A 22618-nucleotide genomic window follows, 5' to 3' on the forward strand; every position below is an offset into this window, starting at 1 on the left:
GCTTCAAGTTCCTATTAGTTAAACAGATTCATTGCCTTATCTGTTTCTCCTTTTACCATATAGCTTACTGCTTCTACCGCACGTTCAAACGCATCTTCTACTTTTTCTCTGTCTTCCTTGGAAAAACGTCCCAGCACATAGTCTGCCAAATCCCAGCCTTGTGGTTTTTCTCCAACTCCTACTTTGATTCGTAAAAATTCCTGTGTTCCGGTATGGGCAATGATATTTTTAATTCCATTATGTCCTCCGGCACTCCCTTTCTTACGAATCCGAAGTCTTCCCGGTTCTAAACTGATATCATCATAAATTACAATGAGATTCGTCTCCGGTTCTACTTTATAAAAGTTAAGAATTGCACCAATGCTTTCACCACTTAAATTCATAAAAGTCTGTGGTTTTACCAGTAATACTTTTTCTCCTTCTATGATTCCGGTTCCACAAAGTGCCTTCTGTCTGTTATCAGACACCCTTATATTATATTTCTCTGCCAGCCGGTCAATGACATCAAATCCTACGTTATGTCTTGTTTTCTCATATTTTGCAGTAGGATTTCCCAAGCCTGCAATTACATACATAATCTTTTCCTCTTTCTGTTTCTTTCTTCTAAGCCATTCTTGTATCATTTTCTCAGCACTCCGCTTATATTCTATGCTTCCTTATGCCCTTAATACGTCATTAACGGATTACACCAAAATACAATAATACAATGGCTCCTAATATAATACGATACCATCCGAATATTTTAAAGTCGTGCTTTTTGATATATCCCATTAAGAAACGAATCACAATCACAGATACTACAAATGAAACAATCATACCTGTTAAGAGTATTCCCAATTCCATTCCACTAAATGCAAGCCCGAATTTTACAAGCTTCAAAAGGCTTGCTCCAAACATAACCGGAATTGCCAGATAGAATGTAAACTCTGCTGCTGCTGTACGAGATACCCCAATCATCAATGCACCGATAATGGTTGCACCGGAACGGGAAGTACCCGGAAGAACTGCCGCAATAAGCTGAAATACACCAATCATAGCTGCTGCACGATATGTGATGGCATTGGTATTTCGCATGGTTGCACGATGTCCTTTATTGTGATTTTCCACAATAATAAACACTAATCCTACTAACATCAACATAATAGATACTACCCAGTAATTATACAGGTGTTCATCCAGCCAGTCATCAAATAATACACCTACTATTCCCGCAGGTACACAGGCAACTAAAATTTTTCCCCACAGGTTCATGATTTTCATATCTATCACATCTTTTTCCTTAGGCTTAAACGGAAAAATTTTATTCCAAAACAAAAGTACCACTGCTAAAATTGCACCTAACTGTACCACTACCAAAAACATATTCCAAAAATCCTTGGATACATCCATTGGCATAATTTCTTCTAGTAAAATCATATGTCCCGTACTGCTGACCGGGAGCCACTCTGTAATGCCCTCTACGATTCCGTAGATTACTGCTTTTAAAATCTCTAACATCTTTTTTCCTTTCTATTTCATCATCTTTTAACAAGATAAAGATAAATCCGTTATAATCATGTATACTGCACTGCCTTGTACAGTATATCACATTATAACGGATTTTTAATAGAAATATCTTCAAATTTTTCTTAAGTTTTTCTTACAAAGTAGAGCAGATTGCTTTTAAGTTTCCTTCTACTTCAACTGTTCCAAGTCCGGCTGGAAGAATCAAATGGTCTCCCTTCTTTACCAACTCGCCATTTAACAGTCCATCACCTTCTAATACGCTTACCAGCATAAATGGATATTTCTGTTCAAATGTTGCTTTCTTTTCTACTTCTAACTTAAATACCTTATGCATGCGATTTTTCACATGTTCTGCTACGGTTTCTAAGTACAGACAATCACCCCATTCTTCTTCAAAATTGGCATCTAGGGTAACTGCATGTTCTCTGTCTCCATCTACAACTATTTGCGCAATAGGTGCCGGTTTGTTTACAGACTTGCGATATTGTACTCCGATACAAGTTCCTGCAACTGCAAAAGTAATTCTTGCACCTTTTTCTGTAGCAGTCCATCCCTTACGGAAACACTGTGTAATATGTTTTTGCACTTCCTTATCCGCAATAAATCCTTCACACATAGGATCACAGTTATTGTTCTGCATGCGAACCGAATTTTGATACTGATTCATTGTAAACGGTTCTGGCATTTCAAATGGAATATCAGAAACCTTTTCTTCGTTTTTTTGTATTTTTTCTAAAAACCAGGTTATCACAACTGCCACCAACTCATGTCCTTTGTCATTTGGATGTAAATCGTCTGGTGTAATCTCTCTATTCGGAATCTCTCCTGACACTACACGGGGATAAATGGTACTTTGCATACTTACCGCAGGCAGATGATAATATCTTGCTACCTTTCCATGTTGTACCTGTGCATTTCCGCCATCATCATAACGTACATTGTGAACCAATAGCATTGCCGGTTTTTCTTCCGAATCATATATTTTTCTGATTAATCCTTCATAGGTTTCGCAAAAATGCTCTGTACTATCATCATTTACGCTAAACTCTACAATTACAAAATCCGGATGATATGCCAGCAAATCACTTTCCACTCTTGCTACCCCAAACTGAGATGTGGTTCCGCCGATTCCGGCATTTACATAAGTAAATTCTGCCTGAGGAAAGGTTTTCTTCCACCATTCATACACATGATATGCATAACAGGTTTCCGGTGTAGACGATAAACTTCCCTGTGTAATGGAACCACCTAAAAATCCAATGGTAAGTTTTTCTCCTTTTATTCCTCATTCCAGATTTTTTCTCCAAGTGATTCTATATAATTTACTAATTCTGTTGACATTTGTTCTGCCTCTGGAATACGAATATGTCCTGGAGTTCCACAACCATTTTGTGTATACATAAAATGATGAACCTTTTCATCCTTGATTTCTTTGCATACTTCTTCAATTGTTGCTGATTTAAAAATCTGGTGCGATACGCATTACTCTGAAAAGTTTTCTCTGGATGAACTTGCTGAATCTTTTCGTATCAGTAAATATAAGCTTTGTCGAGACTTTTCTTCTTACTTCCATGTCTCACCGCTACAATATTTAAATAATCGGCGCATTGATTATGCCAAAAAGCTGTTACTTTCTACGAATAACCGAATTTATGAGATCGGGAATGCTGTTGGAATTGAAAACACGAATCATTTTATCAATTTATTGAACAAAGAGTCCGCTTGTCGGACTCTTTCGCGCCCGAGCGGTGTCGTTTACGACTAATTTCTTCTCCGCGAGGAGTGCTTCCTTAGCGGAGCGTTTTTTATACAATAGGACGCAATTTCCTATTGTATAAAAAGAACCAGTGGAACGGTACCCCTACCGTCCACTGGTTTTTCACACCCATAGTAAACTACCTTGCAAACTCTATTCTGCTTCTCCTGTGGCTATTTCTGCCTCATACTTCTCTAAAATAATCTTCTGAATCCGCTCTCTTGTCTGTGAATTGATTGGATGTGCAATGTCACGGTATTCCCCATCCGCTGCCTTACGGCTTGGCATTGCAATAAATAGTCCCTTCTCTCCTTCAATTACCTTAATATCATGAACAACAAATTCTTCATCTAATGTAATTGAAACAACTGCTCTCATTTTACCTTCTTTTTCTACTTTTCTAATTCTTACGTCCGTAATCTGCATAATTGCTGCCCCTTTCTATATGTCTTTGCTACTTTTGCTTTAATAAATAAACCTACATTACATATCTTTCGTTGTTTTCACATACTACCTTAATTCCATCACCGCCACTAAAATATGTATTCGCCCGCAACGTATCGCGGCTTTCTACGATACAATTCTCGATGTGCGTGTTATCTCCAATATACACATCATTTAAAATAATAGAATTTTTAATGACACAATTTTTACCTACAAATACCTTCTTGAATAAGATAGAATTTTCTACTTTACTATTAATAATACATCCGCTGGCAACTAAACTATTGTGCACTTCTGAACCCACATTATATTTTGCCGGTGGAAGATCTTCTATCTTAGAATAAATCTTTGGTTCCTCTCTAAAATATGCACGAACTTCCGGTTTTAAGAAGTCCATATTGGTCTTATAGTAAGATTCTACCGTTGCAATATTGCTCCAGTAGGACTCCAACTTATAACCGTAGATTCTCTTCATATTTTTATAACGAATCAAAATGTCTGTCACAAAATTGTAGCGATTTTCCTGTGCACAACGTTCCAACATCTCTATCAGCTGTCTTCTACGCAATACATAAATTCCTGCTGATATGGTATTGGACTGTGCTACCATAGGCTTTTCTTCAAACTCTACAATTCTGGAATTTTCGTTCATCCGCACCACCCCGAAGCGGCTGACATCTTCATCCTTTGGCATTTCCTTGCACACTACTGTAATATCTGCCTTTTTAGCAATATGAAACTCCAGTAGTTCATTATAATCCATCTTGTATACACAATCGCCGTCTGCAATCACAACATACGGTTCATGACTTCTTTTTAAGAAATCAATATTGCGGTATATCGCATCTGCCGTTCCACGATACCACCAACTGTTTTCAGAAGTAACGGTTGGATTAAATACATAAAGCCCTCCCTGCTTTCTGCCGAAATCCCACCATTTTGACGAACTTAAATGTTCATTCAGACTTCTTGCGTTATACTGTGTTAATACTGCTACCTTCTGAATATGTGAATTACTCATATTACTAAGTGTAAAATCAATACTTCGGAAACTTCCACCAACCGGCATCGCCGCTATGGCGCGCTTGCTGGACAATTCCTGCATTTTGCTGCTGTTTCCTCCTGCTAAAATAATCCCTAATGCTTTCATCGTCTGTCACCTGCCTTAATAATGGATTCTCCACCTTCCAGAATTCCGTTTGGATAGTCTTCTTTTTCTGTTTTTCCAAAGATTGCTGTATTTTTTCCAACCTTTACTCCTGACGGTATCACAGAATTTTCTCCTATCGCTACTAATCCGAAAGAATATACACTTTTCTTTAATTTATTTTCTACTTCTTCCCCGATTCCCAGCTCAACATTGCTTCCAATCTCACAGTTTTCTGCGATAATGGACTTATTGATAATGGTATTTCTTCCTATTATCGAGTCTTGCATGATAATAGAATCTCTTATTTCACAACCTTCTCCAATTGTAACACCAGGTCCGATTACGGAACCATATACCTTACCGTATATCTCGCATCCTTCTCCGATGATGCATCGTTCTGTCACTGCATCCTGTGCGATATACTGTGGTTCAATTACATCTCCCTTGGTATATATCTTCCAATACTCTTCATACAAATTAAACTCTGGTATTAAATCTATTAATTCCATATTGGCTTCCCAATAAGAACCAAGAGTTCCTACATCTTTCCAATATCCATTGTACTCATATGCAAACAGGCGCTGACCTTTTTCATGGCAATACGGTATAATGTGCTTGCCAAAATCACAATTGCTTTGCTCTGACATGGTAATCAAAGCTTCTTTTAATACCTTCCAGTTAAAAATGTAAATGCCCATTGAAGCTAGATTACTTCTCGGCTTTTCCGGTTTTTCCTCGAATTCCTGAATTCTCTTATTCTCATCTGTAATCACTACGCCAAAACGGCTCGCTTCCTCCCATGGAACCGGTATTGCTGCAATGGTTACATCTGCGTTATTCTCCTTGTGGAAATCAAGCATAACTTCATAATCCATCTTGTAAATATGATCTCCTGATAAAATCAAGACATATTCCGGATCATAGCTATCTATGTAGTTCATATTCTGATATATTGCATTTGCTGTACCAGAATACCACTCACTGTTACCACTCTTTTCATATGGTGGTAACACGGTTACTCCTCCGTTATTGCGGTCAAGATCCCACGGAATTCCTATTCCGATATGACCATTTAACCGTAATGGCTGATACTGTGTCAGTACACCAACCGTATCAATTCCGGAGTTAATACAGTTACTCAACGGGAAATCGATAATACGATATTTCCCCCCGAAGGACACTGCCGGTTTTGCTACATTGGTAGTCAATACTCCAAGTCGGCTTCCCTGTCCTCCTGCCAAAAGCATGGCAATCATTTCTTTCCTAATCATGTCTCTCACCTCTCGTCGATAAATTCAGCTTGCCTGTACTAAAATTATAACATAAAAGAATTATTTAGTACACATTTTTCACATATTTTTTGTCATTTTTTTTATTTTTTTGTCGTTTTGTACAAAATTGTATGTTTTTATATAGCATTATGTCAATTCATTTCTTCCTATTTTGTGTATTTCAATTTGCAAATTCTGTCTGATTGTTATAAAATGGGATAATCATAAGAATTTTAGATTGGACAGGTAAAACATTATGTATAAGATTGATTTTAAAAAACCGATTCACATCCATTTTATTGGTATCGGAGGCATCAGCATGAGTGGCCTCGCAGAAATATTATTAAAGGAACATTTTCAAATATCCGGCTCTGATTCTAAGGAATCCGAACTTACCGATAAACTGACAAAGCTTGGAGCTTCCATTCATTATGGACAACGCGCTGCAAACATCACCAATGACTTAGACCTGGTTGTTTATACGGCAGCAATCCATCCGGACAATCCGGAATTAAAAGCCGCTGTGGATATGGGAATCCCAACACTTACCCGTGCAGAGCTTTTAGGTCAGATTATGGATAACTACAAAGATTCCATTGCGGTAGCCGGAACCCACGGAAAAACTACTACCACTTCCATGATTACACATATTTTACTCCATGCGTGTGCAGACCCAACAGTATCTGTAGGTGGAATCCTAAAATCCATTGACGGAAATATCCGTGTAGGTAATTCCGACGTATTTTTAACTGAAGCTTGTGAATATACCAATAGTTTCTTAAACTTTTATCCTAAGTATGCTGTCATATTAAATATAGAAGAAGACCATTTGGATTTCTTTAAAGATCTGGCAGATATTCGCAGCTCCTTTCATAAATTTGCCCAAAATGTTCCGGCAGATGGTGCCGTAATTATCAATGGACAGATTAGTAATTATCAGGAAATCACTCAGGGACTTCCTTGCCAGATTATCACTTATGGACTTGATGCTTCTGATTCATATTATGCAGACAACATTACATTTAACACTCAAGGTTGTGGAGAATTTACATTGATGCATGACAAAAAGCCTTTAGGAACCATTACTTTAAGTGTTCCGGGCATCCACAATGTTTCTAATGCTGTTGCTGCCTGCGCCGTTGCCCTTGAAATGAATATCTCTTTTGAACACATTCAAGGTGCTCTCTTAGGATTTGGCGGAACCGCAAGACGTTTTGAATTAAAGGGAAATCTTGGTGGAATCACCATTGTTGATGATTATGCACATCATCCTACGGAAATTGCAGCTACCTTAAAGGCTGCCCAGAACTATCCACACGAAAGAGTGGTATGCGTCTTCCAGCCACATACTTATACTCGTACAAAAGCATTTTTAAAGGATTTTGCCGCTTCACTTTCTCACGCAGACATTGTGGTTCTTGCAGATATTTACGCTGCACGTGAAACGGATACCCTTGGCATTTCCTCTAAAGACCTGTTAAATGAGTTGAAGAATCTGGGTTGTGAATGCTATTATTTCCCTTCTTTTGACGAAATTGAGAACTTTTTATTAAAAAAATGTATAAACGGCGACCTGTTGATAACTATGGGTGCCGGAGACATTGTCCAAGTGGGAGAACACCTCTTAGGACGATAGTTATCCACATTATCCACATTTCATTGGGGAAAACTTTCCTCATGGAATGTGGATTTTTTAGTTTACATAACCTTATCTTCACTTTTTTCCCATTTTTCTTGTAATTCTACGTTTTTAAGGTCTTTTTCTTTTGTTTACCATAATTATTTCTTTTGTTTTATCCACATTATCCACACTTTCCACAATCTCTGAATCCCTTGATTTTACTGGGTTTTCGGGGAAATTTCTACTTCTCTTTTTTCATTTTATGTGCTATACTCATGTTCACATAAAGATGTTTTTGAAAGAAGGAACCACAATGTCTAACATAACTTTACATAAAGATAACGGAAACACTACAACAAATGTTCCAAATCGTTTTATTGATGAATATATGACCTCTGCTAATGGAGAATTTGTGAAAATTTATCTGTATTTACTTCGTTGCATGAATTCCCCGGATTGCAGTTTTTCTATTTCCGAAACTGCGGACAAGTTTGAACACACTGAAAAGGATGTACAAAGAGCCTTAAAGTATTGGGAGAAAATGAATCTGTTGCGTTTAGAGTATGATGCACAGCAAAATATTTCCAGCATTTATTTTACCGATACTGTGGGTGCTCCACAAATGGGACAACCTGCCATTCAGCAGCCGGTTACAAAAACGGTTTCTTCCCTACATACAGAAACATTTTCAGAAATACCGGCTCCAACTCCTGCCCCTGTTTCTGAACTTCCTAAGCGTCCGTCTATGCCACAGTACTCTGCGGATGATATGTTACGTTTTCAGGAAAAGGAAGATATTCAGGAATTATTGTTTGTTACGGAAAGCTATCTTGGACATCCCTTGAACCAATCGGATATCCAGATTTTACTCTTTTGGTATGATGAGCTTCATTTTTCTGCGGATGTGATTATTTTCCTTATTGAACATGCTATTTCCAAAGGACATAAGAGTCTTCGCTACATGAACTCTATTGCCTTAAGTTGGAGTGATGCTCAGGTAAAAACTGTAGAAGATGCCCGCAACAATATCTCTTCTTACAGCAAAATACATTATGCCGTTGCAAAAGCCTTTGGCATCCAGAACCGAAATTTAGTTTCTATTGAAGTGGATTTTGTGAATAAGTGGACACAGGAACTTGGTTATGGATTAGATATTATTTCCGAAGCTTGCAAACGTACCATTTTATCTACACATCAACCTAATTTTGAATATGCAGATAAGATTCTTACCAGTTGGCACGACCAAAAAGTCTGTCAGCTTACAGATATTGTAAAAATTGACACTCAGCATCAACGTGAAAAGAATGCGGCAAAGGTTCAAAAATCTAACTCTCCGAATAAGTTTAACAACTTCCATCAGAGAACTTATGATTATGACGATTTACAGAATCAACTTTTAAACAGCTAATTTAAGGAGGTTTTCATGTCTCTTACTAACACGCAATACAATGCGATTTTTCGGCAATACGATGCAAAACAGTTGGAAAATCAGCATATTGTGTCCCAACGAATTGAATATGTTTATAAAGAAATTCCCCGTCTTCAGGAAATCGACGATACTATCGCTTCTATTTCCGTAACCCAGGCAAAAAAACTGCTGGACGGAGACACTTCTGCTTCTGAATCATTAAAGGCTCAGATTCAACAGCTAACGGCTGAGAAAGGGGAGCTTATGCGCTCCCACGGCTATCCGGAAGATTATTTTACCCCCCCTTATACTTGTCCGGACTGCAAGGACACAGGGTACATCGGAAATGAAAAATGCCATTGTTTTAAACAGGCTGAAATTGATTTTGTATACACACAGTCCAATATCAAACGAATTTTAGAAAAGGAAAATTTTGAACATTTCTCCTTTGACTATTATTCTGATCAGGTTAATCCTTCCACCGGTTTAACCAGCCTTGCCACTGCAAAACAGGCAGTAAAGGATTGTAAAGATTTTATTTTGCATTTTCATTCTGCAAATAAGCCGTTTCAAAATCTTTTGCTTTGCGGCGAAACCGGTACGGGTAAGACCTTTTTATCCAATTGTATTGCCAAGGAATTGCTAGACCAGGGATATTCGGTGATTTATCTTACCTGTTTTGAACTTCTTGAGATTCTGGAATCCAATACTTTTTCCAAAGAATCTTTAGATTCGGAACATTATCAGAATATATTTGACTGTGATTTACTAATCGTGGATGACCTGGGTGCGGAATTATCTAATTCTTTTACCAACTCTCAGTTATTCCTTTGCTTAAATGAACGTATTTTAAGACAACGTTCTACGATTATTTCAACAAATTTAAACTTAAATCAGTTAGCCCAAACTTACTCCGAGCGTATTTTTTCTCGGATTGCAAGCAGTTATAAAATGATACAGCTCTTTGGAGATGACATAAGAATCCAAAAGAAACTGCGAAGATAGACTTGCCATTCCCAATAAGTAATGCTATAATTTGGATTGTTTGGCGCAAAATATATGTACATTAAAATTTTAAATATATATTTTTATGGAGGAAATTGCAATGCAGCGTAATCAAAAAAATTATGAAACGATTCCTAATGGAACCCTTGGTCTTATCGCTATGGACAGTTGTCGCGAATTGGGTGAGAAGGTAGACAAGTACCTTATCAAATTCCGTACAGAACGTAAACACGAACATGAAAATGATATTGCTTTTCGTGGATATCAGAGAGACTCTTATATGTTAGAGACTTATACTCCTCGTTTTGGTACCGGAGAAGCAAAGGGAACCATCAAGTCTTCCGTTCGTGGATATGACTTATTCATCATGATTGATGTAACAAACTACAGCCTTACTTATTCCGTTTCCGGACACACAAACCATATGTCCCCAGACGATCATTACCAGGATTTGAAGCGTATTATCGCAGCAGCCGGTGGAAAGGCCAGAAGAATCACTGTTATAATGCCTTTCCTTTATGAAAGCCGTCAGCACAGACGTACCGGAAGAGAATCCTTAGACTGTGCTCTTGCATTGCAGGAACTCACCAATATGGGTGTAGATAACATCATTACTTTCGATGCACATGACCCTCGTGTACAGAATGCAATTCCATTAAAGGGATTTGAAACTGTACAGCCTGCTTATCAGTTCATCAAGGGAATTTGTCGTGAAGTAAAAGACTTAAAAATCGACAACGATCATATGATGGTTATCAGCCCGGATGAAGGTGGTACAAACCGTGCCGTATACCTTGCCAGCGTACTTGGTCTGGATATGGGTATGTTCTACAAACGTCGTGACTACAGCAAAATCGTAGACGGACGTAACCCAATCGTAGCTCACGAATTCCTTGGTTCTTCCGTAGAAGGAAAAGACGTTTTAATTATTGACGATATGATTTCTTCCGGAGACAGTATGATTGACGTTGCAACAGAATTAAAGAAACGTAAAGCAAATCGTATCTTCGTAATTGCTACTTTCGGATTATTTACAAACGGACTTGAGAAGTTTGATAAAGCTGTAGAAGAGGGTATCATTTACAAAGTAGTAACTACAAACTTAACTTATCAGACACCTGAATTGTTAAGCAAATCCTACTACATCAACTGTGATATGAGTAAATACATCGCTTATATCATTGATACTTTAAATCACGATACCTCCATTAGTGATTTACTGAATCCATATGACAGAATTGAATCTTTAGTTAAAAAATATAAAGCCGGCGAAGAAGTATAATTTTTCTTTACTTCTAACCCAAAAGGGAAGGGACACAATACCAAATGGAATGTGTTCCTTCCCCTTTTCTATTGCCCTAACAATATTACTTCATCTATATTACTTCGTCTATATTATTACTCTAATAATATTATTCTACAATCTTGTAATATGTTTTCGCCGTTACTCCATATACAATTCCATAAATCAGTGCAAATACTGCTACCGTAGCAATGCAACATTCTGCAAAAAGCGTCACATCTGTCATTCCGAACAAAAACAATAAACGCTTTATCAATGGAAATGCTACTGTTAAATGTATACACGCTGTCACCAGTGGAAGGAAAAATACTTTTATAATCTGACTTCGAATGGAGGTCTTTATTTCCTTATGGCTCATTCCCACTTTTTGCATAATTTCATAGCGTCCTTTATCTTCATATCCTTCTGAAATCTGTTTATAGTAAATAATCAATACCGTAGCTAGTAAGAATACGAATCCAAGGAAAATTCCCAGGAACAAGAAACCACCATAAAATACATAAAGTCCTTTTTTTCCTTCTGCCAATGTATCCGGTTCTTCTATCCATGCATTTGTGCCATCTCGCAATGTACTTTCATTGTATGCTGTTATCTTTTCCTTGAGTAATTTTGCACATGCTTTTTGCTGCTTTTCACTTCCTGTTACATCAACCTGAATCTGGTATTCTCTAAAGCTGACTGCGCTGCCATATACCGTTTCCTGCTCTTGGTAAATTTTATCCAATACTGCTTCATCTTTTACAACAACATAATATGAATCTGCTACTACAATTGCACCCATTCCCAAGTACTTTTCCGGATAACTCTTCAGATACTTCTTAATTTTGAACTGATTTCCCTGAATATTGTAGTTAACATCGTGTTTATCTCCCTGATATACATATACCAGCATTTCATTTTCTTCTAGCTTTTCTTTTTTCCCTGTTATTTTCTCATATTCCGGTAATGTAATCATTGTTATATAAGCATAGTTTCCACCCTCTCCATTCATTACCATCTTTTCTCCATCTTTCGTTACTGAAAAGGCAAACTGTTCAATGTCTGAAAATTGCTTTATTTCAATACCGGTTTCCTGTACAGACTGTTTTACCATTTCCTGCAGTGCCTGTTTGCTCTCTTGTGATAATTCTCTTCCGGCTACTGCGATATCACTTGGATATTCCCTTGCTAATGTTTGATTCATTCCTACGTAGAGCGATACTGTTCCGGAAATCATAATTAACACTGCCGTACTCAATATACAAATATTTGCCAACCCTACTGCATTCTGCTTCATGCGGTAAATCATACCTGATACAGAGGTAAAATGTGCGGTCTGGTAATAATACTTTTTGTTTCTACGAAGCATTTTTAATAATGCAATACTTCCTGATGTGAAAAGACAATAAGTTCCTATCATAACCAGGATTACTGCCACAAAAAACAATAATAATGCTTTTATTGGATTTAACGTAGTAATAGCAATATAATATCCGCCTGCTAAAGCAAGCACTCCTACTATAGTTAATCCCCATCTGGTCTTTGGCTCTGCCTCTCCTTGTGTATTGCTTTTTAATAATTCTACCGGTTTTGCCTTTTGTATCTGACGAAGGTTATACAATAATGTTAATGCAAAAATCATTGCAAATAAAACCGCTGTATTTACAAGACCTTTTCCAGAAATAGAAAACCCAAAGGATACTTCCAAATGCGTCATTCGAAGCAATAGTAATACAATTACTTTATTCAGAATAATTCCCGCAATAAGACCACTTACAATGCTGATAGCTCCTATTATAAGTGTTTCCCAAAACATCATTTTTCCAATATGGCGTTTTTCCATCCCTAAAATATTAAAAAGTCCAAATTCCTTTTTTCGCCGTTTCATTAAAAAACTATTGGTATAAAACAGGAAAATCACTGCAAAAATCGCAATTACACCACATCCCAAAAGCAATATCATCCGAAGGGAATCTGCACCATACATGGTTTCAATTCCTTTGTCCCAGGTAATTGCCAGCATAATATAATACATTGCACTCATTCCGATTGCGGTAAGGATGTATGGCAGATATAAACTTTTATTTTTCTTCAAATTTTCTTTCGCCAGTCTGGTATAAAAAAATCTACTCATTTCTGCCACCACCTGTCGTAATCACCGTAAGGGTGTCAGATATCTTCTGATACATTTCTTCGTCCGTATTAGAGCCTTTATATAATTGATGGAATACCTGACCATCTTTAATAAATAATACTCTTTTTGCGCAACTTGCTGCCTTAATGGAATGCGTTACCATCAAGATTGTTTGCCCGCTTTCATTAATGTTTTTAAACATTTTTAATAATCCTTCTGCTGCCTTAGAATCCAACGCACCGGTTGGTTCATCTGCAAGAATCAGCTGTGGACCTGTAATCAATGCTCTTGCCACTGCTGCACGTTGTTTCTGTCCACCGGACACTTCATATGGATATTTATTCAAAATTGCCTTAATTCCCAATTTTTCTGCTATCGGCTGCAATCTTGCATTCATTTCATCAAATCTTTTTCCTGCCAATACCAATGGAAGAAAAATATTATCCTGAATGCTGAATGTATCTAAAAGATTAAAATCCTGAAATACAAATCCTAAATTTTTTCTTCGGAATGCAGATAATTCTTTTTCCCGAATCTGGGATAAATTTTTCCCTCCTAATAACACTTGTCCGTCTGTTACCTTATCCAGTGCTGCAAGAATATTCAATAAGGTTGTTTTTCCCGAACCGGATTCTCCCATAATCGCTACATATTCTCCCTCTTCTACAGAAAAGGTAACATTGGATAATGCCTGCACCTGATTTCCACCAAAACGAGTGGTATATACTTTTTTCACATTATTTACTTCTAAAATTGCCATACTGTCCTCCTTCTTGTTCTTCGTTCTAAGGACAGTATACAGAAACAGGAAATAACCTGCCTTAATTTTGGCTTACATTTCCTGCTCATTTCTTACAGTTTTGTCACATTGGAACTAAAACACCAATTTCATCTTTGTACCCTTTCCCGGTTCCGATGTTACATACACTTTATGTCCTAACTTTTCTAAAATCTGTTTGCAAAGATACAGTCCTATTCCGCTTGCTTTTTTATCATTTCTTCCATTATATCCGGTATAACCTTTTTCAAAAACTCTTGGCAAATCCTCCGGCAATATTCCTATTCCGGTATCTGCAATCACAAGGTTGCCTCCTTCCATATAAATGGAAATGCTTCCTTCTACAGTGTATTTTATGGCATTGGAAAATATCTGTTCTACTACAAATACCATCCACTTTTCGTCTGTTACCACTTTTGTAGTTATGGTTTCATAGTGAAGTGCCAATTTTTTCCGAATAAACATAGGCGCATATTTATGTATCGCCTGACGAATAATACTATCTAACGAATATTCCTGTAATACAAAGTCATTCACACTGCTATTTAACCGCAAATACTGAAGAACCATTTCTACATATTGTTCTATCTTAAAAAGTTCTCCTTCACACTCTTTGCGTTGTTCATAAAACTGCTCTATATTCTCTGTCTCCTGCTGAAACAACAATCGCATAGCAGCAATGGGTGTTTTTATCTGATGCGCCCACAGGGTAAAATAATCCGTAATGTCTTTTTTTTCCCGCATCAACTGTGCGGTACGTTCTCTTCGTTCTTCTTGTGCTAAATAAATCAATTCCTGATATGCTTCTTCCAGACTATCTGTGGCACTTGGCAATTCTTCTGTCCCATTTTTAACCGCCTCTTGCTGCTCCAATAATTTCTGCACTTTTTTCCGATATGCACTTGCATCCACCAGTACTGCAATTACACCAATTACCAAACAAAGTGCAAACGCATATCCAATCGCTTCCATTGGAAGGCGATACAGAAATAATACCGCTGCGCAAATTGCTCCAAATAATAAAAACAATAAAATTCCCAGGCGGTGTCTACGCATATAAGATTTAATCCACCACATATCCGATTCCCTTTCTTGTTTTTATCATATCCTTGATGCCTGTTTCTTCCAGCTTTTTACGCAGTCTTGCAATATTTACTGTCAATGTATTATCATCAATGAAACTATCTGACTCCCATAAACGTTCCATCAGACGGTCACGGGTTACGATTTTCCCTTTATTTTCTAATAATTCCTGCAAGATACGCATTTCATTTTTAGTCAATTCTATGCGTTTTCCCTCATAGGTAATCATTCCGTCACTGCTATTAAATATCATTCCCTTATGCTCTATTAGATTACTTTCCCCTGCAAAATCATAAGTGCGGCGCAACATTGCCTGGACTTTTGCCTGAAGTACCGGAAGGTCAAACGGCTTCGCAATAAAGTCATCTCCTCCCATATTCATTGCCATTACAATATTCATATTATCCGAAGCGGAGGAAATAAAAATCACCGGTACTTTGGATATTTTTCGAATCTCATCACACCAATGAAATCCGTTGTAAAAAGGCAGGGAAATGTCCATCAATACCAAATGTGGCTGTTCTTCTACAAATGTCTTTGTTACATGCTCAAAATCGGTAATACAAATGGGCTGATATCCCCAGCTTTCCATATATGTCTGAATAGATTTTGCAATAACTGCATCATCTTCTACAATTAATAACTTATACATTACTTGCTCCTTAATAACTCAACAGGACTACTACATGATTAGTAAAAATGGTGTAGTAGTCCCTTTTTATATCTTTATTCTATTTTTTTACATTATTGAACCTCTAGTGCTTGCTGCGCTAAATTTACATGTTATGGTATAGCAAATACCATTTTGTATTCCCTTTCCTACATACTTAACACAATTAAATCTCCCCGTAGCAATTTTTCTATTAGATGAAAACGTAAAAGAAGCTCCCATCGTTGAATCGTAATACGGATAATGATCTTGAACACGCCCATATGATGGTATACTTTCATATGTCTTAACACCACTTGAAGATGTAGCTATCTCCGCTCTAATTCTCAAAGCATTATTACCGTCATAGTATGCATATTGACTATATGTCAAACTGCGTGCTTTATCTGAATTATTTTTCTTTCCATTCTCTGACACACTTTTTATTCCTGCAACATCTGCTGCATGGATATTTTTCATATATTCTTGAAATTCTTCCATCGACATAGACGTAAAATAATCTATTATCTCTTGCTCTGTATCTCCTTCCTCAATTCCTATTTTATAATTTGTTCCCCAGGCTTTGTTCAAATTCTTTAATTCTTCTTTATACGGAAACAATGTATCTACACTTTTCTCTTCTTCTGCCTGAACGCAAATTGCATTGTTTAAAAACAATATACATACAGTTACTGCCACAAAAATTTTCTTTAATTTCATTTTTTCCCCCTATGGTATATTATTTTCCTCAATCTTTATATTATTACCCTTACTACTTTCATGTGTGTTCATATCCCTTATATGTACATTTTGCATATATTCTCTAAATTCTTCTATTGACATCGATGTAAAATAATCTATTATCTCTTGCTCTGTATCTCCTTCCTCACATTCTATTTTATAACTTGTCCCCCACTTTTTATTAAGTTTTTTCAACTCCTTTTTATAAGGTTCTATTTCATTTATCTTTTCTTCACTATGTATTGTTCCAACATTATTATTTGCGTTTATAACAACTACGCCTATAAAACTCAAAAAAATTATTAATACAATACTCATACTTACCTTTTTTCTCATTAACCATTCCCATCCTCTTTTAAAAAAAAGGATTCCGTATGAACAGAATCCTTTTCCTATTTCTTATTTCTATACTACGTTCCTATTATACCGGAACTCCACCAGCAATCTTCTCGTTAATTACATAATATGCCATATGCTCTTCTGGCTTAATGTATAAACGAATAGACTTAATAGAAGATTCTCTGTGTCCTTCTGCTATGTATGCCTGTTTTGCTCTCTCAAGTACTTCCTTTGTAAGAAGTTCCTGTCCGGCAAACTGTACATAAATTTCTTCTACCTTTTCTACCGGCTTAGCCTTTGGCTTTCTGCCTGTTTTCTTTGCAGTAGTCTTTTTTGCTGCGGGTTTCTTCTCTGCTGTCTTCTTTTCTGCAGTTTCTTTCTTATCTGCAACTACTACAGTTTCCTGCTTTGCTTCTACTGGCTTTTCAACCACTTTCGCAATCTTCTCCTGCTTTACAGGTTCTGCTGTCTTTGCTGTTACTGTTTTTGCTGTTACTACCTTACTACCATTCTTTTGCATGTTATCCCTCCCAATATAAGTGCCTACTGGCAAGCTAAGAATCTTTCCATAGCATTCAATGCTTCTTGTTCATCGGTTCCTGTTGCTACAATATTAACAGACATTCCTTTGCATGGATTAAATGCCATAATTCCCATAATGCTCTTTGCATTAATCTTAGCATCTCCACTCTCCAAACGAATATCACTGTCAAACTGACAAGCAACCTGTACCAACTCAGCGATTGGATTACTATACTCTTTTGCTACATTAGATACAATTACTTTCTTTTCACTCATCTTATCTCTCTCTCTCATGTAATAATATAATACAAGTTGTTATCAAGTGTCTTATTATCATATTCGAATATACACCAACTAATTTTCTTTTTCAAGCCTGTTTTGGAAAAACTAGTAATTTCACACGAAAGAATTATTTTTCTCTCATAAAAAATAGACATTTTTTCTTACTTTTCCTTGTAGTAAGCCTTATCTACCTCAATTACCGTAAAGTAATTGTTCCCAAATTTTTCCTTTGTTTTCTCCTGAATATATTGTGTTAGTTCTTCATCCCGCATTTTATATCCAAAAGGAATTACAATATCAAAAATGAGATTTGTATGGGACGGTCCCATAACTACTCGAAAATCATGCATAGAAATTTTTTCGTCTATATCAGATAACAAATTCTGCATTTCTTTCTTTAAATAATCCACCTGTTCGTCTCCTGTCACAACAGGGTCCATATGTATCACTGCTTCACATTTTAATTCTCTGCGCAATTCATGTTCAATATTATCTACCACATCATGTAATTTTAGAATGTCTCCTTCCGCCGGAACTTCTGCATGCAATGATATCATCATGCGTCCAGGTCCATAATCGTGCACAAGCAAGTCATGCACCCCGATAATTTCCGGATGTCTTAGCACTAACTCTTCTATCTGCGCAACAAATTCTTCTTCCGGTGGTTGCCCTAACAATGGATTTAAAGTATCTTTTGCTGCACTGATTCCTGCATAAAAAATAAAAATACCTACTAACACACCGCACCATCCATCAATTTGAAGTCCGGTTATTTTTCCTACAATAGTTGCAATCAATACCACCGTCGTAGCGCAACTATCGCTCAAACTGTCTATTGCCGTTGCTCCCATTGCTGCGGATTCAATTTTTTTACTGATGCTGCGATTGTAGTATGCCATATATAATTTTACGCAAATGGATACCACCAAAATCGCAACCGCAAGTATACTAAATTCTACCGGTTCCGGATGAATAATTTTCTCAACTGACGACTTTATCAATTCAAATGCCATTATGAGAATTGCCCCGGATACAATTAACCCTGAAACATACTCAATCCGTCCGTGTCCAAATGGATGATCCACATCCGGTTCTGCCCCTGACATACGAAATCCAATTAATGTAATTAAGGAAGAACCTGCATCTGATAAGTTATTAAATGCATCTGCCGTAATGGAAATAGATTTGCTTATGGTTCCTGCCAAAAACTTCCCCACAAACAAAAATATATTGAAAAAAATTCCAACTATTCCACAAAGCATGCCATACTTTTGCCGTACCTGTGGATTTTTCACATCTTCCTTATTTTTAATAAAAACGCCTGCCAATACCGAAATCACACTTCTCCCTCCTACCTATATAATAAAATTTTGCCTCTCCAACTTTATAATAATGCAGTTTCTTCGCTTTTCAAGCTCAGAACACTGCCAACACCCATTCGCAATTCGGGCATTCGCCCTACTTGCTCATGTCTGTTTAACCAGCTAATAGAAAAAATACTTTGACTGCAAGCAGTCACATATTTTTCCTATTGCCGGCATTATTATATCACATTATATTCATCATATAAAAGAAAAATAATATTGCCAAAAAGAAAATGTTTGCTATAGTAAAATATCTTAAATAGGAAAGTCTTTTCCCTTTATCGTCTGCTCCTATATAGCGAAAAGAAATCAAACTTGCCATAGATGCTATTAAGGTTCCAAGTCCTCCTAAATTAGTTCCTATGATAAGACTTTTTATATCTTGTGTAAACCCTGACAGTAATAATGCTGTTGGTACATTACTGATAACCTGACTGGCGACTATGGATGTTATTACTTCATTTCCGTTTATCACGCTTTCTAATCCATTTCGAAATACCTCCATTCTCCCCATATTTCCAATAAAGACAAAAAATCCAAGAAATGTCCCTAGAAGCGCATAATCTACCTTACAAAATATCTTTTTATCCAAGAAAAAACCCCCAGCTACTACTCCACCAAATGTCCATGTATAAGGAATTTTTCCTGCTACTGTTGCAATACATAAGAAAAATAAAATGCTCCACCCTACTAATTTTTTTCTATCAATCAGTGTTCCTTTTCGTTCAAATGCCATCTGTTTTGCTCCGTCTTTTCTTCCTATTATAATGCACCAGATTGATAACATTACAAGTGCCAGTGTTGAATAAGGAATCATTAGTTTAAAAAATTCCATTCCTTTCATATCGGCTCTTGCATACAAATAGAGGTTTTGTGGATTTCCAATAGGTGTCAGCATACTTCCCAGATTGGCTGCAATTGTCTGTAATACCACAACAGGAATCAATAGCTTTTTCTTCCTCTCTTCTCCCAGCATGCCTAATACCTGAATTCCTAAAGGAACAAAGGTGATTAGTGCTACATCATTGGTAATGAGCATACTGAAAAAGAAACACAACATTACCAGAATCAGTACTAGCTGACATCCTCCGTTTACCCTTTCTAAAAGCTTTCTTGCTATGATATGAAATACACCGATTTTCTGAAATCCTGCAACAACCGCCATTAAGCAGAATAAAATCACCATGGTACGGACATCAATATAAGAGATATATTTTTTATCTGGCAATACAAAACAGGAGGAAATAACTGCAAGGAGTACAGCAACACACAATATGGTCTCTTTCTTTATAAATGCTATTATTTTTTTCATTTGTTTTTCCTTCTCTGTAATTTTTTACTCATTTTATTATCATATCATAATTCAAGGAGAACTTATACTATGAACCAACAAAAAGACTTCAAACCTTATATTTCGGCGAAACAGTCTCTTTCCGAATTTACTCCGGCTTCTGTAATTACCGGAATTCTTCTGGCTGTTATCTTCGGCGCAGCCAATGCTTATCTGGGATTGCGCGTAGGACTTACTATTTCTGCTTCTATTCCTGCCGCAGTGGTTGCTATGGGCGTTATTCGGGTACTGTTGCGCAAAAATTCTATTTTGGAAAGTAATATCGTACAGACCATCGGCTCTGCCGGTGAATCTGTAGCTGCCGGTGCTATTTTTACTCTTCCCGCGCTTTTTCTCTGGGCCGGTGAGGGAAAAATGTCCACACCAAGTATTTTAGAAATCACACTCATTACTTTAGCTGGTGGATTGCTGGGGGTATTTTTTATGATTCCACTGCGAAATTCCCTGATTGTAAAGGAACATCATACTCTCCCTTACCCGGAAGGCTCTGCCTGTGCAGAAGTACTTCTCGCCGGAGAAGAAGGGGCTTCTAACGCTTCTACTGTTTTTGCCGGAATGGGTATCTCTGCTGTTTTTAAATTTATAGTAGATGGTCTAAAATTATTTCCGGGAGAAATTTCTTTGCGTTTTAAACACTTTGCAGGAGAAATTGGTACTCAGATATATCCTGCTGTTTTAAGTGTGGGTTATATCTGCGGTCCCAGAATTGCTTCTTACATGTTTGCAGGTGGTATTATCAGTTGGATGGTTCTCATTCCTGCCATTGTTTTATTCGGCTCCCAGCTCACACTCTATCCGGGAATGGAACCTATCGGACAACTATATGAAGTCGGCGGAGCAAGTGCTATTTGGAGCAGCTATATCCGCTATATCGGTGCAGGCGCATTAGCAACAGGTGGTATCATCAGTTTAGTCCGTTCCCTTCCTCTTATTTTTCAAACTTTTCGTGACTCGGTTAAGGGGATGCACCTTACAAACGACTCCACTGCCAAACGAACCGACCAAAACTTAGATATGCGAATTATTCTCCCTTGCATTGGGTTAATTGCCCTGTTCTTATGGCTCGTACCCTCCATTCCTCTTTCTTTACCCAGTGCTTTTTTAGTCATTATATTCGGTTTCTTTTTTTCTGCCGTTTCCGCCCGTATGGTGGGCCTGGTAGGCAGCAGCAACAACCCTGTTTCTGGTATGGCAATTGCAACTCTGCTCTTTTCTACCATTATCCTAAAAACCCTTAAAGATACCGGAATTGGCAGTATGCAGGCAGCCATTGCAATTGGTTCTATTATTTGTATCGTTGCCGCCATTGCCGGAGACACATCCCAGGACTTAAAAACAGGATTTTTATTGGGAGCAACCCCAAAAAAGCAACAAATCGGGGAGTTGATAGGAGTTACCTCTGCCTCTCTTGTGATTGGTGGCGTACTTTATCTTTTAAATGCTGCTTGGGGATTTGGTTCCGAACAACTGGGAGCACCACAGGCAACACTAATGAAAATGATTGTGGAAGGTGTTATGGAAAATAATCTTCCCTGGGCATTGGTATTTATCGGTGTATTTTTAGCAATTGCAGTGGAAATTCTTGGGATTCCGGTACTTCCTTTTGCCATTGGTGTTTATCTTCCGGTACAGTTAAATGCTTGTATTATGGTAGGTGGCCTGCTGCGTCTTCTTTTGGATAAAAAGGGAGATTTCAAAATTAACAGCGGAATTCTCTACTGCTCCGGAATGATTGCAGGGGAAGGACTTGCAGGCATTCTGCTTGCTATTTTAGCAGTTTTTGGGATTGACCTTGCACTTCCTGTCAATGGTGGAGAATTTGGAAGCCTTATTCTGTTTCTTCTCATTATATTAAGTGTATTAAAATTCTCCTTATGGAAAAAACAGCCCCACTAACCTTCGGCTTTTCATTGTCTCCTTCCACATCCTGTG

The 22618-nt window shown here is 37.3% G+C and carries 23 protein-coding genes; 6 read left to right on the plus strand and 17 right to left on the minus strand.

Translation table 11 applies throughout. The annotated features are described in order from the left end of the window. Nucleotides 1-14: 14 nt before the first annotated feature. The 4 genes from pth to KQI83_RS16985 all read right to left on the minus strand — a co-directional run bounded on the left by pth (nt 15) and on the right by KQI83_RS16985 (nt 2907). Complete coding sequence (pth, locus tag KQI83_RS14385; RefSeq protein ID WP_216559798.1) at nt 15-575, minus strand: aminoacyl-tRNA hydrolase; 561 nt, start codon at nt 573-575, stop codon at nt 15-17. Between the two features lie 100 nt (nt 576-675). Further along, nucleotides 676-1497, minus strand: coding sequence for an undecaprenyl-diphosphate phosphatase (locus tag KQI83_RS14390; RefSeq protein WP_216559507.1), 822 nt, complete (start codon nt 1495-1497; stop codon nt 676-678). A gap of 142 nt (nt 1498-1639) precedes the next feature. Further along, nucleotides 1640-2788, minus strand: a complete 1149-nt coding sequence (locus tag KQI83_RS14395; protein WP_216559800.1) for an SGNH/GDSL hydrolase family protein — start codon at nt 2786-2788, stop codon at nt 1640-1642. Next, nucleotides 2785-2907, minus strand: coding sequence for a hypothetical protein (locus tag KQI83_RS16985; RefSeq protein ID WP_256447819.1), 123 nt, complete (start codon nt 2905-2907; stop codon nt 2785-2787). Before KQI83_RS16985 ends, KQI83_RS14395 begins: the two co-directional genes overlap by 4 nt. Before the next feature lie 31 nt (nt 2908-2938). Here KQI83_RS16985 and KQI83_RS17320 point away from each other — a divergent pair, with 31 nt between their 5' ends. Beyond that, nucleotides 2939-3271, plus strand: coding sequence for a helix-turn-helix transcriptional regulator (locus KQI83_RS17320; protein WP_442969786.1), 333 nt, complete (start codon nt 2939-2941; stop codon nt 3269-3271). A gap of 144 nt (nt 3272-3415) precedes the next feature. Here KQI83_RS17320 and spoVG read toward each other — a convergent pair whose 3' ends face one another. From spoVG to KQI83_RS14415, 3 genes are read right to left on the minus strand one after another with little or no spacing between them, the layout of a single operon-like run. Further along, nucleotides 3416-3688 carry a septation regulator SpoVG gene (gene spoVG, locus KQI83_RS14405; protein WP_216559511.1) on the minus strand — a complete coding sequence of 91 codons (273 nt, stop codon included), beginning with the start codon at nt 3686-3688 and terminating at the stop codon, nt 3416-3418. Nucleotides 3689-3740: 52 nt separating this feature from the next. Beyond that, complete coding sequence (gene glgD / locus KQI83_RS14410; protein WP_216559513.1) at nt 3741-4856, minus strand: glucose-1-phosphate adenylyltransferase subunit GlgD; 1116 nt, start codon at nt 4854-4856, stop codon at nt 3741-3743. Continuing rightward, nucleotides 4853-6127 carry a glucose-1-phosphate adenylyltransferase gene (locus KQI83_RS14415; protein WP_216559515.1) on the minus strand — a complete coding sequence of 425 codons (1275 nt, stop codon included), beginning with the start codon at nt 6125-6127 and terminating at the stop codon, nt 4853-4855. The genes glgD and KQI83_RS14415 overlap by 4 nt, the downstream gene beginning before the upstream one ends. Before the next feature lie 256 nt (nt 6128-6383). Here KQI83_RS14415 and murC point away from each other — a divergent pair, with 256 nt between their 5' ends. From murC to KQI83_RS14435, 4 genes are all read left to right on the plus strand, one after another. Continuing rightward, entirely contained in the window at nt 6384-7763 is a 1380-nt protein-coding gene (gene murC, locus KQI83_RS14420) for a UDP-N-acetylmuramate--L-alanine ligase (protein WP_216559517.1), read from the plus strand. 298 nt (nt 7764-8061) lie between these two features. Then, nucleotides 8062-9156: a DnaD domain protein gene (locus tag KQI83_RS14425; protein WP_216559519.1), complete on the plus strand. Its 1095-nt coding sequence runs from the start codon at nt 8062-8064 to the stop codon at nt 9154-9156. A 15-nt stretch (nt 9157-9171) separates the two neighbouring features. Continuing rightward, complete coding sequence (locus KQI83_RS14430) at nt 9172-10161, plus strand: ATP-binding protein (RefSeq protein ID WP_216559522.1); 990 nt, start codon at nt 9172-9174, stop codon at nt 10159-10161. Nucleotides 10162-10261: 100 nt separating this feature from the next. Further along, on the plus strand, nt 10262-11443 hold the full coding sequence (locus KQI83_RS14435) for a ribose-phosphate pyrophosphokinase (protein ID WP_216559523.1): 1182 nt from the start codon (nt 10262-10264) through the stop codon (nt 11441-11443). A 130-nt stretch (nt 11444-11573) separates the two neighbouring features. Here KQI83_RS14435 and KQI83_RS14440 read toward each other — a convergent pair whose 3' ends face one another. The 10 genes from KQI83_RS14440 to KQI83_RS14485 all read right to left on the minus strand — a co-directional run bounded on the left by KQI83_RS14440 (nt 11574) and on the right by KQI83_RS14485 (nt 20647). Further along, the gene (locus tag KQI83_RS14440) at nt 11574-13577 is read right to left on the minus strand and encodes an ABC transporter permease (RefSeq protein WP_216559525.1); all 2004 of its coding nucleotides are present in this window, start codon (nt 13575-13577) and stop codon (nt 11574-11576) included. Further along, on the minus strand, nt 13570-14337 hold the full coding sequence (locus tag KQI83_RS14445) for an ABC transporter ATP-binding protein (RefSeq protein ID WP_216559527.1): 768 nt from the start codon (nt 14335-14337) through the stop codon (nt 13570-13572). The genes KQI83_RS14440 and KQI83_RS14445 overlap by 8 nt, the downstream gene beginning before the upstream one ends. Before the next feature lie 114 nt (nt 14338-14451). Next, nucleotides 14452-15432 carry a sensor histidine kinase gene (locus tag KQI83_RS14450; RefSeq protein WP_216559529.1) on the minus strand — a complete coding sequence of 327 codons (981 nt, stop codon included), beginning with the start codon at nt 15430-15432 and terminating at the stop codon, nt 14452-14454. Beyond that, on the minus strand, nt 15419-16090 hold the full coding sequence (locus tag KQI83_RS14455) for a response regulator transcription factor (protein WP_216559531.1): 672 nt from the start codon (nt 16088-16090) through the stop codon (nt 15419-15421). The genes KQI83_RS14450 and KQI83_RS14455 overlap by 14 nt, the downstream gene beginning before the upstream one ends. A gap of 87 nt (nt 16091-16177) precedes the next feature. Next, nucleotides 16178-16807: a hypothetical protein gene (locus KQI83_RS14460; protein ID WP_216559533.1), complete on the minus strand. Its 630-nt coding sequence runs from the start codon at nt 16805-16807 to the stop codon at nt 16178-16180. 9 nt (nt 16808-16816) lie between these two features. Next, complete coding sequence (locus KQI83_RS14465) at nt 16817-17164, minus strand: hypothetical protein (RefSeq protein ID WP_216559535.1); 348 nt, start codon at nt 17162-17164, stop codon at nt 16817-16819. Between the two features lie 85 nt (nt 17165-17249). Then, entirely contained in the window at nt 17250-17687 is a 438-nt protein-coding gene (locus KQI83_RS14470; protein ID WP_216559537.1) for a DUF6465 family protein, read from the minus strand. Nucleotides 17688-17710: 23 nt separating this feature from the next. Beyond that, nucleotides 17711-17965 (minus strand): HPr family phosphocarrier protein, encoded by a 255-nt coding sequence (locus tag KQI83_RS14475; RefSeq protein WP_216559539.1) that lies wholly within the window; start codon nt 17963-17965, stop codon nt 17711-17713. A gap of 167 nt (nt 17966-18132) precedes the next feature. Further along, the gene (locus KQI83_RS14480) at nt 18133-19311 is read right to left on the minus strand and encodes a cation diffusion facilitator family transporter (RefSeq protein ID WP_216559541.1); all 1179 of its coding nucleotides are present in this window, start codon (nt 19309-19311) and stop codon (nt 18133-18135) included. A 208-nt stretch (nt 19312-19519) separates the two neighbouring features. Beyond that, nucleotides 19520-20647 carry an SLC13 family permease gene (locus tag KQI83_RS14485; RefSeq protein WP_216559543.1) on the minus strand — a complete coding sequence of 376 codons (1128 nt, stop codon included), beginning with the start codon at nt 20645-20647 and terminating at the stop codon, nt 19520-19522. A gap of 69 nt (nt 20648-20716) precedes the next feature. Here KQI83_RS14485 and KQI83_RS14490 point away from each other — a divergent pair, with 69 nt between their 5' ends. Continuing rightward, nucleotides 20717-22582 (plus strand): OPT family oligopeptide transporter, encoded by a 1866-nt coding sequence (locus tag KQI83_RS14490; protein ID WP_216559545.1) that lies wholly within the window; start codon nt 20717-20719, stop codon nt 22580-22582. Nucleotides 22583-22618 lie beyond the last annotated feature (36 nt).

Origin of the sequence: Roseburia sp. MSJ-14 (genome assembly GCF_018918225.1) — a bacterium.
Classification (GTDB): Bacteria; Bacillota; Clostridia; order Lachnospirales; family Lachnospiraceae; genus Petralouisia.

Bases quoted from the DNA above. Each gene is read 5' to 3' on its own strand.
- KQI83_RS14490 (WP_216559545.1), top strand. From the start codon at position 20,717: ATGAACCAACAAAAAGACTTCAAACCTTATATTTCGGCGAAACAGTCT.
- KQI83_RS14415 (WP_216559515.1), bottom strand. From the start codon at position 6,127: ATGATTAGGAAAGAAATGATTGCCATGCTTTTGGCAGGAGGACAGGGA.
- glgD (WP_216559513.1), bottom strand. From the start codon at position 4,856: ATGAAAGCATTAGGGATTATTTTAGCAGGAGGAAACAGCAGCAAAATG.
- pth (WP_216559798.1), bottom strand. From the start codon at position 575: ATGTATGTAATTGCAGGCTTGGGAAATCCTACTGCAAAATATGAGAAA.
- KQI83_RS14440 (WP_216559525.1), bottom strand. From the start codon at position 13,577: ATGAGTAGATTTTTTTATACCAGACTGGCGAAAGAAAATTTGAAGAAA.
- KQI83_RS14465 (WP_216559535.1), bottom strand. From the start codon at position 17,164: ATGAGAAAAAAGGTAAGTATGAGTATTGTATTAATAATTTTTTTGAGT.
- KQI83_RS14455 (WP_216559531.1), bottom strand. From the start codon at position 16,090: ATGTATAAGTTATTAATTGTAGAAGATGATGCAGTTATTGCAAAATCT.
- KQI83_RS14435 (WP_216559523.1), top strand. From the start codon at position 10,262: ATGCAGCGTAATCAAAAAAATTATGAAACGATTCCTAATGGAACCCTT.
- KQI83_RS14485 (WP_216559543.1), bottom strand. From the start codon at position 20,647: ATGAAAAAAATAATAGCATTTATAAAGAAAGAGACCATATTGTGTGTT.
- KQI83_RS14425 (WP_216559519.1), top strand. From the start codon at position 8,062: ATGTCTAACATAACTTTACATAAAGATAACGGAAACACTACAACAAAT.
- KQI83_RS14445 (WP_216559527.1), bottom strand. From the start codon at position 14,337: ATGGCAATTTTAGAAGTAAATAATGTGAAAAAAGTATATACCACTCGT.
- KQI83_RS14390 (WP_216559507.1), bottom strand. From the start codon at position 1,497: ATGTTAGAGATTTTAAAAGCAGTAATCTACGGAATCGTAGAGGGCATT.
- KQI83_RS14430 (WP_216559522.1), top strand. From the start codon at position 9,172: ATGTCTCTTACTAACACGCAATACAATGCGATTTTTCGGCAATACGAT.
- KQI83_RS14460 (WP_216559533.1), bottom strand. From the start codon at position 16,807: ATGAAATTAAAGAAAATTTTTGTGGCAGTAACTGTATGTATATTGTTT.
- KQI83_RS14470 (WP_216559537.1), bottom strand. From the start codon at position 17,687: ATGCAAAAGAATGGTAGTAAGGTAGTAACAGCAAAAACAGTAACAGCA.
- KQI83_RS14475 (WP_216559539.1), bottom strand. From the start codon at position 17,965: ATGAGTGAAAAGAAAGTAATTGTATCTAATGTAGCAAAAGAGTATAGT.
- spoVG (WP_216559511.1), bottom strand. From the start codon at position 3,688: ATGCAGATTACGGACGTAAGAATTAGAAAAGTAGAAAAAGAAGGTAAA.
- KQI83_RS14450 (WP_216559529.1), bottom strand. From the start codon at position 15,432: ATGTGGTGGATTAAATCTTATATGCGTAGACACCGCCTGGGAATTTTA.
- murC (WP_216559517.1), top strand. From the start codon at position 6,384: ATGTATAAGATTGATTTTAAAAAACCGATTCACATCCATTTTATTGGT.
- KQI83_RS16985 (WP_256447819.1), bottom strand. From the start codon at position 2,907: ATGTATACACAAAATGGTTGTGGAACTCCAGGACATATTCGTATTCCA.